This window comes from Burkholderia sp. FERM BP-3421, assembly GCF_028657905.1.
Lineage (GTDB): Bacteria > Pseudomonadota > Gammaproteobacteria > Burkholderiales > Burkholderiaceae > Burkholderia.
Window position 1 is genome coordinate 599780 of the sequence record NZ_CP117782.1, and the last position, 17215, is coordinate 616994.

Annotated in this window: 3 protein-coding genes (1 of these 3 only partly in view); 1 reads left to right on the forward strand and 2 read right to left on the reverse strand. The window is 63.7% G+C overall.

Annotated features, from left to right (window positions below; translation table 11 throughout):
• A protein-coding gene (locus Bsp3421_RS18700; RefSeq protein ID WP_274002322.1) for a non-ribosomal peptide synthase/polyketide synthase crosses the window boundary here: on the reverse strand, window positions 1-15253 show its beginning. 44636 nt of this gene lie to the left of the window's left edge; the window shows 15253 of its 59889 coding nt (coding positions 1-15253); the start codon lies at window positions 15251-15253; its stop codon lies off the left edge, out of view.
• Between the two features lie 641 nt (window positions 15254-15894).
• Complete coding sequence (locus tag Bsp3421_RS18705) at window positions 15895-16113, reverse strand: MbtH family protein (protein ID WP_274002323.1); 219 nt, start codon at window positions 16111-16113, stop codon at window positions 15895-15897.
• A gap of 318 nt (window positions 16114-16431) precedes the next feature.
• Here Bsp3421_RS18705 and Bsp3421_RS18710 point away from each other — a divergent pair, with 318 nt between their 5' ends.
• A complete protein-coding gene (locus Bsp3421_RS18710) occupies window positions 16432-17061 on the forward strand; it encodes a glutathione S-transferase family protein (protein WP_274002325.1) in 630 nt (209 codons plus the stop codon).
• Window positions 17062-17215: the final 154 nt, after the last annotated feature.

The following is a 17215-nucleotide window of genomic DNA, read 5'->3' on the forward strand; positions in this document are numbered from 1 at the left end:
GATAGGCGGGATCGCGATGTCCATCAGGACGAGCAAAGACGATGCGAGCGCCAGCGATCAACGGCCAGAAGAATTCCCAGACGGAAACGTCGAAGCTGGAAGGTGTTTTCTGAAGTACCGCGTCATCGCGCTGGAGTTGATAGGCATGCTGCATCCAGAACAGCCGGTTGACGATCCCGGCATGGGTATTGGCAGCGCCCTTGGGAGTCCCTGTCGACCCCGATGTATAGATCACATAGGCCGGATGCAGTATCGAAAGCGGCGCGACGCGAGCATGGTTGTCGAGGTTATGGTCGGGCTGCGTGTCCAACTGCGCGAGAAGGGCGTCTCCATCGATCTGCAAGACAGGAATCGATCCGGTTTCGGGCAGCAGGGCGAGCACGTCGCCGCGCGAGATGAGTGCGGCGGGCTTGGCGTCGCGAAGCATGAAGGCGAGGCGTTCGGCGGGATAGTCGGTATCGAGCGGCAGATAAGCCGCCCCGGCCTTGACGACGGCGAGCAGCGAAACGATGAGATCGAGCGAACGCGGAATGGCGACGGCAACGACGGATTCCGGTCCGATCCCCGAGGCAACGAGCATGCGAGCCAGCTGATTGGCGCGGGCGTTGAGCTGCCGGTACGTCAACGCCTGATCGTCGAACACGGCGGCAATCGCGTCAGGCGATTTTTCGACCTGTTGTTCGACCAGCGCTTCCAACGTCGTTTCAGGCAGTGCTTGTCTGGTGTTGTTCCATTCTCCAAGAACCAATTGACGTTCTTGCTTGGAGAGGATGTCGATACGGTTCAGCGGCATAAAGGCTGATGTATCGGCAAACGCCTTGAGCATGGCGACGAGATAGTCGGCATGACGTTCGATCGTGGTCTGATCGAAGAGCGCGGTAGCGTAGTTGATGACGCCGGCGATCTGGCCATCGACTTCACCCAAATCGAGTTCAAGGTCGAACTTGATGATCCGGTGCTCGATCGGAACCAGCGCGGAGGCGATACCGGGCAACTGCCAGTTGCCGACCTCATTGTTCTGCCAGGAGAACATGACCTGGAAGAGCGGAGTGTGATCGAGGTGCCTTGGCGGTTGGGCGATTTCGACGACCTGTTCGAAAGGAAGATCCTGATGTTGCTGGGCATCGAGCGCGACGCGGCGGACACGCTGGACGAGCTCGGCAGGCGAAGGCAGACCATCGAGATCGATGCGCAGCGCGAGGGTGTTGACGAAGAAGCCGACGAGCGGTTCGATCTCGGCGCGCCCGCGATTGGCGGAAGGCGAGCCGATGACGATGTCGGATTGTCCGGAGAGGCGTGAGAGGACAGCGCTCCATGCGGCAAGGACAGTCATGAAGAGCGTGGCCTGCTGCTGTTGCGAGAACTGCCGCAGCGCGCGGGTGAGTTCGGCATCGATATGCAGGGGAACGGTTGCACCGGCATAGGACTGCTGAGACGGGCGGGGCCGGTCGGTGGGGAGTTCGACGCGAACAGGCGCGCCGGCGAGGTTGCTGCGCCAGAACTCGCTTTGCTCGGCGAGCCGTTCGCCGGCGAGCCATTGACGCTGCCATGCGGCGTAGTCGGGGTACTGGATGACGAGGGCGGGCAGGTCGGCGGGTCGGTTCTCGACAGCGGCGGCGTAGAGCGCGCTGAGCTCACCAAGCAGAATGCCAAAGGACCAGCCGTCGGAGACGATGTGGTGCTGGGTGAGCAGGAACTGATGATGGTGCGCGTTGAAGCGGATCAGGCGGGCGCGAATGAGCGGGCCGTGTTCGAGGTCGAACGGTGTTTGAGCTTCCTCGTGTTGCAGGCGGAGGGCCTGTTCTTCGACATTGTCTCCGGACAAGACGTGCTGGCGAAGCGGCACACCTGACCCGGCGGGGAGCAGTTGGACCTGTGGTTGCCCGTCGACGGAGACGAATACGGAACGCAAGGCTTCATGCCGGTCGAAGAGTGCGTTAAGCGCGTCATGCCATGCATGCGTATCGAGTTCGCCATGAAGATCGATGGCGAAGGGGATGTTGTAGGCGTGACTGCCCGGATCGAGTTGAGCGAGGAACCAGAGACGCTGCTGGGCGAAGGAGAGCGGAAGAGGCTGATCGCGGGACACCGATTCGATGGTGGGCAAATCGAGGGGTGCGGTGTGAAGCTGCTGCGAAACGACGTCGGCGAATGCGGCGAGAGAAGGTGCGGCGAAGAGGGAGGCGAGCGGCAGGTTTGCACCGATCGCGGCGATACGGCTCATGAGACGGACGGCGAGAAGCGAGTGGCCGCCAAGAGCAAAGAAGCTGTCGTGGCGGCTGACGCGTTCGATGCCGAGCAGTTCGCTCCAGATGCCGGCGATAGTCGTTTCCACTTCACCCGATGGTGCCTCGTAATCCTGTCGGACGAAGGCATCCTGATCAGGAGCGGGGAGCGCCTTGCGATCGAGCTTGCCATTAGGGGTGAGCGGGAAGGCATCGAGCCGAACGAAGGCAGCCGGCACCATGTAGTCGGGCAGCCGTTCGGCTAGATAGGTGTGCAACTGGTCGATGATGGTCCGATCGGACGCATCTTCCCCATCGGCACGGCCATCGACGGTTTCACCAGACACATCTTTCCCATCGAATACGGCAGCATTCGCGACAACATAAGCGGCCAGTCGCAAGTCGCTGTCCTGACCCAGTGCCAGAACGGCGGCTTCGCGGATCTCCGGATGCTCGGCAAGCCGTGATTCGATTTCGCCGAGTTCGATGCGGAAGCCACGAATCTTGACCTGATGGTCGTTGCGACCGAGGAATTCGAGGTTGCCGTCGGGGAGGTAGCGCGCTAGGTCGCCGGTTTTATAAAGACGAGCGCCGGGCCGATTGCTGAACGGATCGTCGATAAAGCGTTCGCTGGTAAGGTCCGGTCGGTTCAGATAGCCGCGCGCGACACCGGCCCCACCGACATAGAGTTCACCGACAACGCCGAGCGGGACGGGGCGCAAATGCGCATCGAGCAGGTACGCGGTGGCGTTGTGAATCGGTCGGCCGATATGCGGGACATCGGCATCGATGGGCAACACGCCAGAGGTTGCCACGACGGTGGCTTCAGTCGGGCCATAGTTGTTGACCAGCGTGAGGCCGTCAGGCAATGCATTAACGCCCCCCGGGAAACGTTCACCGCCGATGAGCAGATAGCGGAGATTGGGCGGTAACTGCTTGCGGTCGATCGCCATGACGGCGAGCGAGGTGACGAGGAAGGAGACGTCGAGTTGCTGCTGTTGCCACCAATCGAGCAGGGCGATCGGATCGCGAGCGGCATGCACCGGAGGCAGGACGAGGGTGCCGCCCGAGAGGAGGCTGGGCCAGAGTTCCCAGGTGGTGGCATCGAACGCCACGCCGGCCGTCATGGCCGAAGTCGATCCGGACCGAAGCGCGAAGGCATCGATATGCCAGTGGCAGAGGTTGACCAGATTGTGATGTTCGACCATCACGCCTTTAGGCACACCGGTGGACCCCGAGGTATAGATCACATAGGCCAGATGCCGGTCGTTCAGCCCATCGACCACCGGGTTGGTTGTCGGATAGGCGGAAAGCTTGAGCAGGATGTTGAGTTCGGAAGCTTGCCCGGCATGGAGGACGATACTTTCGTCGACCAGCGCCTCATTGGGATCGAGGACAGCCCGGTTGGCGAGCGGCGCATCGCCGATAGCGGCGATGCCGGCGGTATCGGCGAGGACGATAGCAGGATTGGCGTCATCGAGAATGTGCGCGAGCCGGTCAGCGGGGTAGGCAGGATCGAGCGGGAGATAAGCCGCCCCCGCTTTAAGAATCGCGAGTACGCCAACAATCATGGCGGGCGTACGCTCAACACACACCGCGACGGGCATATCCAGGCCAGCACCAAGCTCGATCAAATGATGCGCGAGCCGATTGGCACGCGCATTCAACTCGCCATAACTGAGCGTGATATCACCGAACCGCACCGCAACAGCCGAAGGCGTGAGTTCGACCTGCTGCTCGAAATGCCGCTGTACGGTGGTCTTGATCGGATAATCGCGCCGGGTCTCATTCCAGGCTTCGCACAACAGCGCCCGTTCGCTGGCGGGCAGCACTTCGATGTGCCGAACTGCCACCGGGGATTGTGCTTCGAGTGCGTCGACCACACTCTCCAGAGCCTGCGCCAGATACCCGCAGATACGCGCCCCGTCGAGCGGTTCGACGGCTTGGAGCGTCAGCCCGAGCGCATGGCCGTAATCCTCCACGGACATCGCCAGCGGGTAATTGGTGCGTTCTTGTCCGCCGAGCACTTCAACATCGTTGTACCAAGCATTCGCCGATTCCTGCGAGGCGTTGTGCCGGTAGTTGAGCAGCGTGCTGAAGAGCGGCGATCCGGCCGGGACGCTGCTGCATCGCTGGGCGAGCGCGAGCGAGGCATGCTCGTGCGCGAGCAGATCGGCGAGACGCGCATGAACAGCACGTATGCTGGCTTTGACCGATATGTCGTCGAGATCGATGCGAATCGGCAGGGTATTGATGAACAGGCCCATCGTGCGGTCCGCACCGTCGCCGGCCTGCATGCGGCCGAACAGCACGGTGCCGAACACGACACGATCCTGGCCGCTGGTACGCGCGAGTACTTGGGCCCAGGCGAGATGGAACAGGCTGGCGAGGCTGACGCCGATGTGCTTGGCTTGCGCACGCAGACGATCGTTCAGGACAGTCGGCAACGCTACGTGAGTCTCGTGAACCTGCGAACCATCGCGATGGACTTCGGCGAGACCGAACGGCAGCGTCGGCTCATGGATCTCGGCGAGCATCGAGGTGAAGAAACGCACGTGCGCCTCTTCAGTGACGCCGAGGCGTGCTTGCGCAACCAGATTGCGGAATGGCTGGGCTGCGGGGAGCGGGTGGGTCGGATCGTTCATCAGTATCCGGACTTCCGCGTTCAGAACGTCAAGCGTCGAGTGATCGCCGATCAGATGATGCAGCAGTTGCTGGAGGATCCAGCGACCATCGCTGTCCTGCGCGATCGCGAAGTGCAGCAGCGGGGCTTGGGCGAGATTGATCCGGTGATGACGCGGATCGAAGCGCGCCGCGAGTTGCCCGGATACCGGGCCGTTCGCGGGATCGAAGGCCAGCTCGATGATCGACAGTTTCGCGTGCCGCCAGACGATTTGCGCCGGTGCGGACAGTTCTTCCCAAACGAACGCGGTGCGCAGGATGTCATGCCGATCGACTACCTTCTGGACGGCGTCGAGATAGCAGTCGAGCCGCGCTCGGCTGTCGAACGCCAGCTGCGCGACGAGCAGATAGGGATCGCCCTCGGTGGCGAGCAGGTGGTGGAACAGGATGCCGTCCTGCAGCGGCGACAGCGCGTAGATGTCCTGGATGTTGGCAATACCGCCGGGGATCTGATCGACGATGCGGTCGATGTCGGGCTGGGTGAGGTCGATGAGGGGCAGCAGATCGGAGGTGATCGCGGTGGTGTCCGCGGTGATGCGGTTGGCCGGGACCTCGATCTCGCGGTGCTGGCCGAGGGTCTGGGCGAGGGCGACGAGGGTTGGTGCCTGGAACAGGTCGCGAACGGCGAGGCTGAGGCCGCGCTGGCGCATGCGCTCGATCAGCTTGACGGCGAGCAGTGAGTGGCCGCCGAGGGCAAAGAAGCTGTCGTGGCGGCTGACGCGTTCGATGCCGAGCAGTTCACTCCAGATGCCTGCGAGGGTCGTTTCCACCTCACCCAATGGCGCCTCGTAATCTTGTCGAACAAAGGCATCCTGATCAGGCGCAGGGAGCGCCTTGCGATCGAGCTTGCCATTAGGGGTGAGCGGGAAGGCATCGAGACGGACGAAGGCAGCCGGGACCATGTACTCGGGCAGGCGTTCGGTCAGATAGGTTCGCAGTTGGCTGGCGATGGCCCGATCAACAGACGCATCTTTCCCGTTGATCCGATCGCTGACGTTTTCGCCGGTCGCATCTTCCCCGTCGAATGCATTGGCATCGGCAACGACATAAGCGACCAGCCGGAGATTGCCTTCGGTACCGTGAGTCAGAACGGCAGCTTCGCGAACACCAGCATGTTCGGCAAGCCGCGACTCGATTTCGCCGAGTTCGATACGGAAGCCGCGAATCTTGACTTGATGATCGTTGCGACCAAGGAATTCGAGGTTTCCGTCGGGCAGATAGCGTGCGAGGTCGCCGGTTTTATAAAGACGAGCGCCGGGCCGATTGCTGAACGGATCGTCGATGAAGCGTTCGCTGGTGAGGTCCGGTCGGTGCAGATAGCCGCGCGCGACACCGGCCCCGCCGACATAGAGTTCACCGACAACGCCGAGCGGGACGGGACGCAAATGCGCATCGAGCAGGTACGCGGTGGCGTTGTGAATCGGTCGGCCGATATGCGGGACATCGGCATCGACAGGCAACACGCCAGAGGTTGCCACGACGGTGGCTTCAGTCGGGCCATAGTTGTTGACCAGGGTGAGGCCATCGGGAAGCGCCTCGACACCCCCCGGGAAACGTTCACCGCCGATGAGCAGATAGCGGAGATTGGGCGGTAACTGCTTGCGGTCGATCGCCATGACGGCGAGCGAGGTGACGAGGAAGGAGACGTCGAGTTGCTGCTGTTGCCACCAGTCGAGCAGGGCGATCGGATCGCGAGCGGCATGCACCGGAGGCAGGACGAGGGTGCCGCCGGAGAGGAGGCTGGGCCAGAGTTCCCAGGTGGTGGCGTCGAACGCCACGCCGGCCGTCATGGCCGAAGCCGATCCGGACCGAAGCGCGAAGGCATCGATATGCCAGTGGCAGAGGTTGACCAGATTGTGATGTTCGACCATCACGCCCTTGGGCACGCCAGTGGACCCCGAGGTATAGATCACATAGGCCAGGTGCCGGTCGTTCAGCGCATCGACAACCGGATCGTGATCCGGATAGTCGCTCAACGGGCTGAGCGCAAGCGTGACAGGCGGCTCGTTCGCGCTATCCGGATTCAGCGTGATGGACGAGTCGAGCGATGCCGCCGTCGGATCGATGATGGCGCGCTTGGCGAGCGCATGCGTTCCGATCGCGAGCCGTCCGGCTTCGTCGGCGAGGACAATACTCGGATTGGCGTCGTCGAGGATATGGGCGAGCCGCTCGGCCGGATAGGCGGGATCGAGCGGCAGATATGCCGCGCCCGCCTTGAGGACGGCGAGCAGGCCGACCACCATCGCGGGTGAGCGCTCGAGACAGACGGCCACCGGCGTATCGATCCATGCGCCAAGCTTGATCAGATGATGCGCGAGACGATTGGCACGCGCATTGAGATCGCCATAGGTCAGGGCCACGTCGCCGAAGCGGACGGCGTGCGCTTCCGGCGTGCGCTTGGCCTGCTGTTCGAACAGATGATGGACGGCGTGCCCGACCGGATAGTCCCGACGGGTCTCGTTCCACGACGCCAGCAGCAAAGCGCGCTCGTCGGCAGGGAGCACGTCGAGCTCCCGAGCCGGCAGGTCGCCCTGGAATTCGAGTGCATCGGCCAGGCTCGCGAGCGCCTGCGCCATATAGCGGAACAGGCGTTTCGCGTCGAGCGGTTGGGCCGCTTGGGCGGCAAGGCCCAAGGAGGCCTGACCGTAGTCGTCGACCGAGAGCGCGATCGGATAGTTGGTGCGCTCCTTGGTGAGGAGCGTTTCCATGCCGTCGATCGGGTTTTCCGCCGAAGACGACGTATCGCCGTGGCGGTAGTTGAGCAGCGCGTTGAAAAGCGGCGTGCCGGCGGGAATGTTGCTGCACCGCTGAGCGAGCGCGAGCGAGGCATGCTCGTGTGCGAGCAGATCGGCGAGGCGCGCATGAGCCGCACGGACGCAGGCTTCGACCGACATGTCGTCGAGATCGATACGGATCGGCAAGGTGTTGATGAACAGGCCCATGGCGCGATCGGCACCCGCGCCGGCCTGCATGCGGCCGAACAACACGGTGCCGAACACGACTTGGTCGCGGCCGCTGGCGCGCGAGAGGACCTGGGCCCAGGCGAGATGGCAGAGGCTCGCGAGACTGACGCCGAGCCGTTTGGCCTGCGCGCGCAGCCGATCGTTGAGGGATTGCGGCAGGCGTTCGCGGTATTCGGTGACCTGGGAGCCGTCGCGATGGACTTCTGCGAGGCCGAACGGCAGGGTGGGTTCATCGATCCCGTCCAGCATCGACTGGAAGAAGCGCGCGTGCTCTTCCGCCTTGGCGCCGAGGCGAACCTGGGCGATCAGGTTGCGGAACGGCTGGGTATCCGGCAACGGCTGATCGGGATGAGACAGCAGCGCGCGCACTTCCGCATTCAGGATGTCGAGCGTCGAATGGTCGCCGATCAGGTGGTGCAGCAGTTGCTGAAGGATCCAGCGGCCGTCGACATCCTCGGCGATGGCGAAGCGCAGCAGCGGTGCCTGGGTGAGGTCGATGCGGTAATGACGCGGGTCGAAGCGCGTGGCCAGTTGCGTGGCGATCGGACCGTTGGTCGGATCGAAACGGCATTCCTCGACGGACAGCCGTGCGTTGCGCCAGACGATCTGGGCCGGTGTGGAGAGCCCTTCCCAGACGAATGCGGTGCGCAGGATGTCATGCCGGTCGACGACGCGCTGGACCGCGCCGAGATAGCGATCGAGCAAGGCGCGGCTGGTAAAGGCGATCTGCTCGGTCAGCAGGTATGGGTCGCCTTCGGTGGTGAGCAGGTGGTGGAACAGGATGCCGTCTTGCAGGGGAGAGAGGGCATAGATGTCCTGGATGTTGGCGATGCCGCCGGGGACCTGGGCGACGATGCGATCGATGTCGGCCTGGGCGAGATCGATGAGGGGCAGCAGGTCCGGGGTGATCGCGGTGGCGTCCGCGGTGATGCGGTTGGCCGGGACTTCGATTTCGCGGTGCTGGCCGAGGGTTCGGGCGAGCGCGACTAGGGTTGGGGTGCGGAACAGATCGCGGATCGACAGGCTGAGGCCGCGCTGTCGCATGCGCTCGATCAGCTTGACGGCGAGGAGCGAGTGACCGCCAAGAGCGAAGAAGCTGTCGTGGCGGCTGACCTTGTCGATACCGAGGAGGTCGCTCCAGATGTCGGCGAGGGTGGTTTCGACTTCGCCTTGCGGTGCTTCGTAATCCTGTCGGACGAAGGCATCCTGATCGGGGGTGGGGAGTGCCTTGCGATCGAGCTTGCCGTTGGGGGTGAGCGGGAAGGCATCGAGACGAATGAATGCAGCGGGCACCATGTGCTCGGGCAGACGTTCGGCGAGATGGGCGCGCAGCACGCTCATCATCGCTTGGGCGGCTTCCTGTTGCGAAGCGTGTTCGTCAGAGAATGCGTGCGCAGGGGCGACGACATAAGCAACCAGACGTTTGTCCGCATCGGAACCCGCGGCGACGACCACGGCCTCCCGTACAGCCTCATGGTCGACGAGGCGCGCTTCGATTTCACCGAGTTCGATGCGGAAACCGCGGATCTTGACCTGATGGTCAGTCCGGCCGAGGTATTCGATCTGACCGTCATGCCGCCAGCGTGCGAGATCGCCGGAGCGGTACATGCGTTCGCCCGAGGTGAACGGATTGGCGACGAAACGCTCGGAGGTGAGCGAGAAGCGGTTCAGATAGCCACGGGCGAGGCCCACGCCGGCGAGATAGAGTTCACCGGGCACACCCGGCGGCACGGGACGAAGCGCCTCATCGAGGATGTAAAGCTGGAGATTCCAGATCGGTGCACCGATGGGGGCGGCGTTGCCAATTACATCCTCAGAACGATAAGCCCAGTAGGAGACGTCGACGGCGGCCTCGGTCGGGCCGTAAAGGTTGTGCAGCGGCGTGCCGAGAGTGGCATGAGCGCGCTTGGCGAGATCGGCGGAGAGGGCTTCACCGCTGCAGACGATACGGCGCAGCGTGTTTCCGCATTGAGCGGCGTCAGGCTCAAGCAGGAATGCTTCGAGCATGGAGGGCACGAAGTGCGCGGTGGTGATGCGTTGCTGCTGAATGAGCGTAGCGAGATAGGCGGGATCGCGATGTCCATCAGGACGAGCAAAGACGATGCGGGCACCGGCGATCAGCGGCCAGAAGAATTCCCAGACGGAAACGTCGAAGCTGGAAGGTGTTTTCTGAAGTACCGCGTCATCGCGCTGGAGTTGATAGGCATGCTGCATCCAGAGCAGCCGATTGACGATCCCGGCATGGGTATTGGCAGCGCCCTTGGGAGTCCCTGTCGACCCCGAGGTATAGATCACATAGGCGGGATGCAACACCGAAAGCGGCGCACTCCGATCCCCGTCATCCAGATTCCGGTCGGACTGGCTACGCAGATGAGCCAGCCATTCCACGTCGTCGAGCAGCATGACCGGAGCGGCCCCGGCATCCGGCAGCTTGCGCGCGACGTCGCTGCGCGAGAGTAAAGCGGCGGGCTTGGCGTCGCCGAGCATGAAGGCGAGACGTTCGACCGGATAGTCGGTGTCGAGCGGCAGATAAGCCGCCCCGGCCTTGACGACGGCGAGCAGCGAGACGATGAGATCGAGCGAACGCGGAATCGCCACGGCCACGATGGCCTCGGGCCCGATGCCTGCCGCGACCAGCACGCGGGCGAGCTGATTGGCGCGTGCGTTGAGTTCCCGATAGCTGAGCGACTGGGCTTCAAACCCGGCCGCCACGGCATCGGGCGAACGCTCGACCTGTTGTTCGACCAGTGCGCACAGCGTCGTTTCCGGCACCGGCTGCCGGGTCTCGTTCCACTTCCGCACGACCAGTTGCCGCTCGTCCTCCGGCAGCACGTCCAGCAGCCTGACAGGCTGGACCGCTGGTGCATCGAGCGCATCGACGAGGCTTTCCAGCGCCTGCGCCATGTACCGACAGACGCGCGCGGCCTCGACCGGCTGACTGACCTGGGCGAACAGGCTCAACGCGTGGCCGTGATCGTCGATCGAGAGCGTGACGGGATAGTTGGTGCGCTCGATGGTGTGGATATGCTCGACGCCTTGCAGCGTCGCGCTGTCCTGCGCCGCTGCCGCGTGGTGCCGATAGTTGAGCAGCGCGCTGAAGAGCGGCGATCCGGCCGGTACGCTGCTGCACTGCTGGGCGAGCGCGAGCGATGCATGCTCGTGCGCGAGCAGATCGGCGAGCCGGGTGTGGGTCAGGCGGACGCTGGCTTCGACCGGCGCATTGTCGAGATCGATGCGGATCGGCAGGGTATTGATGAAAATGCCCATTGCCTGATCGCCGCCGCCGGCCTGCATGCGCCCGAACAGCACCGTTCCGAACACGACCTGCTGTTGGCCGCTCGTGCGGGCGAGGACCTGGGCCCAGGCGAGATGACACAGGCTCGCGAGGCTGACGCCGAGCCGTTTGGCCTGCGCGCGCAGACGATCGCTCACCGCCTGCGGCAGGGTCGTCCTTGCTTCGCCGATCTCAGGTCCGTCGTTCAGCACCTCGGAAAGGCCGAACGGCAGCGTCGGCTCGTCGATCTCGGCGAGCATTGTTTGGAAGAAGCGTGCGTGATCGTCGTCGCGGAGGCCGGAGCGCGCCTGGGCGATCAGATGACGGAACGGCTGTGCTTGCGGCGGAACGTGGTCGGGCCGCTCCAGCCGGTCCCATACCTCGCGGTTGAGGAGTTCGGATGTGGAGTGGTCGCCGATCAGGTGATGGAGTTGCTGTTGGAGGATCCAACGGCCGTCGGCATCCTGGGCGATCGCGAAGCGCAGCAGCGGCGCTTCGCCCAGGTTGATGCGATGGCAGCGCGGATCGAAGCGCGCGGCGAGCTGCGCGGGGATTGGGCCGTCGGCGGGATCGAGGCTCAGTTCCTGGATCGACAGTTCGGCATGCCGCCAGACCACCTGCGCCGGCGTGGAAAGCCCTTCCCAGACGAACGCGGTGCGCAGGATGTCATGCCGGTCGACGACGTGCTGGACCGCGCCGAGATAGCGATCGAGCAACGTGCGGTTGTCGAACGCGTGTTGAATCAGGATCAGGTACGGGTCGCCTTCCGAGGCGAGCAGATGGTGGAACAGGATGCCGTCTTGCAGCGGGGAAAGGGCGTAAATGTCCTGGATGTTGGCGATGCCGCCGGGAACCTGGGCGACGATGCGGTCGATGTCGGCCTGGGTGAGGTCGATGAGGGGCAGCAGGTCCGGGGTGATCGCGGTGATGCCGGCGGTGATGCGGTTGGCCGGGACTTCGATTTCGCGGTGCTGGCCGAGGGTCTGGGCGAGCGCGACGAGGGTTGGGGCGCGGAACAGATCGCGGATCGACAGGCTGAGGCCGTGCTGTCGCATGCGCTCGATCAGCTTGACGGCGAGGAGCGAGTGACCGCCAAGAGCGAAGAAGCTGTCGTGGCGGCTGACCTTGTCGATACCGAGGAGGTCGCTCCAGATGTCGGCAAGGAAAGTTTCGACTTCGCTTTGCGGTGCCTCGTAGCCCTGTCGGACGAAGGCATCCTGGTCGGGAGCAGGGAGTGCCTTGCGATCGAGCTTGCCGTTGGGGGTGAGCGGGAACGCATCGAGGCGGATGAACGCTGCGGGCACCATGTGCTCGGGCAGGCGTTCGGCGAGGTGCGCGCGCAGTGCGTTCATCATTGCTTGGGCCGCGTCGTGTTCGGACGCATGTTCATCCGAGAACGCTTGGGCAGGTGCGACGACATAGGCGACCAGACGTTTGTCCGTATCGGAACCCGCGGCGACGACCACGGCTTCGCGCACGGCCTCATGGTCGACGAGGCGCGCCTCGATTTCACCGAGTTCGATGCGGAAGCCGCGGATCTTGACCTGATGGTCGGTCCGGCCGAGGTATTCGATCTGACCGTCATGCCGCCAGCGTGCGAGATCGCCGGAGCGGTACATGCGTTCGCCCGGGGTGAACGGATTGGCGACGAAACGTTCGGAGGTGAGCGAGAAGCGGTTCAGATAGCCACGGGCGAGGCCCACGCCGGCGAGATAGAGTTCACCGGGCACACCCGGCGGCACGGGACGCAGCGCCTCATCGAGGATGTAAAGCTGGAGATTCCAGATCGGTGCGCCGATGGGTGCGGCGTTGCCAATCACCTCATCAGAACGATAAGCCCAGTAGGAGACGTCGACAGCGGCCTCGGTCGGGCCGTAAAGGTTGTGCAGCGGCGTGCCGAGAGTGGCATGAGCGCGCTTGGCGAGATCAGTGGAGAGGGCTTCACCGCTGCAGACGATACGGCGCAGCGTGTTTCCGCATTGAGCGGCGTCAGGCTCAAGCAGGAAGGCTTCGAGCATGGAGGGCACGAAGTGCGCGGTGGTGATGCGTTGCTGCTGAATGAGCGTAGCGAGATAGGCGGGATCGCGATGTCCATCAGGACGAGCAAAGACGATGCGGGCACCGGCGATCAACGGCCAGAAGAATTCCCAGACGGAAACGTCGAAGCTGGAAGGTGTTTTCTGAAGTACCGCGTCATCGCGCTGGAGTTGATAGGCATGCTGCATCCAGAGCAGCCGGTTGACGATCCCGACATGGGTGTTGGCAGCGCCCTTGGGAGTCCCTGTCGACCCCGAGGTATAGATCACATATGCCGGATGCAGTACCGAAAGCGGCGCGACGCGAGCATGGTTGTCGAGGTTATGGTCGGGCTGCGTGTCCAACTGCGCGAGAAGGGCGTCTCCATCGATCTGCAAGACAGGAATCGATCCGGTTTCAGGCAGCAGGGCGAGCACGTCGCCGCGCGAGATGAGTGCGGCGGGCTTGGCGTCGCGAAGCATGAAGGCGAGGCGTTCGGCGGGATAGTCGGTATCGAGCGGCAGATAGGCCGCCCCGGCCTTGACGACGGCGAGCAGCGAGACGATGAGATCGAGCGAACGCGGAATGGCGACGGCGACGACGGATTCCGGTCCGATCCCCGAGGCAACGAGCATGCGCGCCAACTGATTGGCGCGTGCGTTGAGTTCCCGATAGCTGAGCGACTGATTCTCGAATACGGCTGCCACGGCATCAGCGGACTTCTCCGCTTGCTGCTCGACCAGTACGTGAAGCGTCGTGCCGGGCAGATCGTGAGCCGTGTCATTCCACTCCCGCACGACGCGGTCCCGCTCGCCGTCGGACAGCATGTCGATCTGCGCGAGCGGCGCGTTCGGATCGGCCATCGCGGCGTCGATGAAGCGCATCAGCCGCGCATGTTGCGCGCCGAGTTCATCGCTGTCGAAGTATTCGACGTTCCCCTCGAAGTTGATCACGCAGGCGGCGTGGCCAAGGCGGCCATAGAACGTGATGGCTCGATCGGGTACCGGCCCGGTCGAGAACAGGTTGATATGGCCGGGCGCGCCGTCAAACCGGACCGTGTCGAAAAACGGCATGATGTTGACGCGCGGACCGAAAGTCTTGGCGAGCCTGTTCGCGAGATGCAGGTCTTTGCCGCGGAAATGCTGGTGCGCCAAGTGCCGGGAGATATGGCCGCCGAGCGTGCGGGCGAGATCATGCAGCGTCGTGCCGTGGCCCAGCGCGCTGTGCAGCGGCACGACGTTCGAGGTCATGCCTACCACCGATGACGTCGCCCGGTCCCGCCCGAAGAGCGCGAAATCGAACAACATGTCGGCCACGTTCGCGGCCTTGTGGAAGTAGCCGATGATCGCCGCGGTGACGAGCCGGGTCCAGCTCACGCCGGTTGAACGTTCCGCGGCCAGGATTCGCTCGGCGAGTTCGGGCGACACGGTCACGCGGCGGCGGTGAAACTCGCTGGATTCGGAGGGCGGCCCGCTTGCGGTGAGTGCGTCTCCGGCCTGCGCGAGGTAATCGCGCCAATAGTCCGCATCGCGCGCGAGCCGCGCGGATTCGCGGTAGTGGCGATCTTCATCGAGCAGCGAGGCGAGCGGCGGGGGCGTATCGGGGGCCTGCGCGTCGCGCGCGTTATAGTGCGCCGCGACTTGTTCGGTCAGCCGCGCGAGACCCAGACCGTCCACGAGAACGTGGTGATAGCGGTGGAACCAGACGTAGTGGTCCGCCGCGAGCCGGAACAGCACATGCTCGAAGGCGGGGCCCGCGAGCAGGTCGAGCGGGCGCGCGCAGGCGGCCGCCATGCGTTCGTGGGCCGTCGCGAACGGGTCCGGCGCGGCGGACACGTCGACGAACGCGTACGGCAGGTCCGGGTGCTCGAAATACTGGCGCGGGCCGTCCACGTCGCGCACGAAGCGCAGGTGCAGCGCGTCGACCTGGTCGACGCAGTGCCGTAACGCAGTTTCGAAGCGGAGCGCATTGATGGGGCCGCGGATATCGACATAGCACGGGCTGTCGTAATGCGGGTTGTCCGGGTCAAGCTCCTGGGCGAACCACATTTCGAGTTGCGGGGCCGACAGCGGCAGGAATGTCTCGTGGCTCATGAAACTGCTCCCGGAAATGGAATACGGTGGTGGCGCGTGCGTGCGGCGCCGGAAGGGGCGCTGCAGTGCGATACGGCAATCGGTTGACTGGAACGGGTGGGGGCGGGGCGAGGCGGCCGACCGAGCGTCGCGGGGGCGCTTCGTCCCGGGAATGCGTCAGGTGCGACGACCTGCTGCGGTGTCGCGATGGGCTGCGCATGGCATGCCGTGCAGCGGCTTCCGCGCGGGCCGGGCTGCTGTTGTTAGTGCGGCGATGGCGCGCAGCGCCTCCAGCACTGAGGTTCGGTGGATCGCTTCGGTCGCCGTGCATCGCAATGCAGGTGCGTCATAGATTCTCCGAGTGCTGCATAAACCGGTGTTCGCGCGTGGTCCGGCGCATCGGGCCGGATGCGGCCGGCCATGAGGCGGCGCAGCGCGGCGGGCGCGTCGAAAGAGTGCGCGCATTCAAGGCAATGGATGTCATTGAATTGAACGCGCGCACTGACCGACCGGCAGGGGTTTACCGGCCGGGACTGATCCCGTTTTGCGGGATCGCAATTAAAAGTAAATGCTTATATCGAAACGATATATTTAAGCGATATGTCGCTCGGATGAGAATTGCATGACAGCGGATTCATGCATTCCGGCGTAGGCGACAGGGCTTAGAGTGCGGATGCTGTCTCGGCTTCGATGAGCGAGCGCGGCCGCATGTCGGTCCAGTTTTGATCGACGAATTCGAGGCACGCATGGCGCGCCTGCGGTCCGAAAGCATGATTCCAGCCAGCAGGCGTCTCAATGAATTCAGGCCATAGCGAATGTTGGCCCTCCTTATTGACGATCACGATAAACGTACCATCCTTGTCATCAAATGGATTGGACATGATGTGGATTCCTTATCGGATGAGCGCTGCGTGTGGTTGAAATGCTTGCTGCGGACTTCGTTACGACAGGCGAGCCCATGTTAGTTTCAAGATACTCGGGTGTCTAGTATGAAATCGATAGAAATTTGCACGGTGTTTAATTTGATTGGAAAATCATTTCGCCGGAAAAAATACGCTGACTTTGCGTTGACCTGACGGAAACAATAACGAATGCGTGACAGCGGGTGTCGGCGAGATGAATGCCGTGATTGTTACGTTTCGCTGTAAGGAAGGAGGCTGCTACAGTGGGCGCATTCCTGACAGACGGAGACTTGAGCGATGAAGCTGATTGGCATGCTGGATTCACCCTACGTGCGCCGCGCCGCGATCTCGGCGAAGTTGCTGGCGTTGCCTTTCGAGCACCGGTCGGTGTCGGTGTTCCGTCAGATTGATGAATATAAGGCGCTGAGCCCGGTCGTGAAGGCGCCGACCCTGCTGCTCGATGACGGCGCGATGCTGCTGGACTCGTCGCTGATCGTCGACTATTTCGATCGGCTGGTCGCGCCGGAGCGGCGCCTGATGCCGGAGGAACTGGCGCTGCGGGTGCGCGCGCTCGAGCTGACGGGCCTGGCGCTCGCCGCGGCGGAAAAGACGGTCCAGGTGGTCTACGAGCACAGCCAGCGGCCGGGCGAGAAACAGCATCAACCCTGGCTCGATCGGGTGCTGGGCCAGGTCGAGGCGGCTTACGGCGAACTGGAGACGCGCGTCTCGGGCCGCCCGGGCTGGCTGATCGGCGAGCGCATCCTGCAGGCGGACGTGACGGTGGCGGTGGCGTGGCGCTTCACGCAGTACGTCGCGGCGCATTTCCCGGATCTCGCGCGCTTCGATCCAGCCCGATATCCGGCGCTGGCTGCGTTCTCGGCGCGTGCGGAAGCTCTGCCGGCGTTCGTGGAGAGCCCGCTCGACTGAGTATCCGGGCGCCGGGCATCCGGGCGCCGGGCGTCCTTGGGCGGGCCTTCGCACGACGGCCACGGATTGTTCGGCTGCCCCGACAAGTGACTTCATGCGCGCGTGGTTTATCCCGCGCGCGCGGATTCTTAGAATTCACTCCAACGTCACGCCG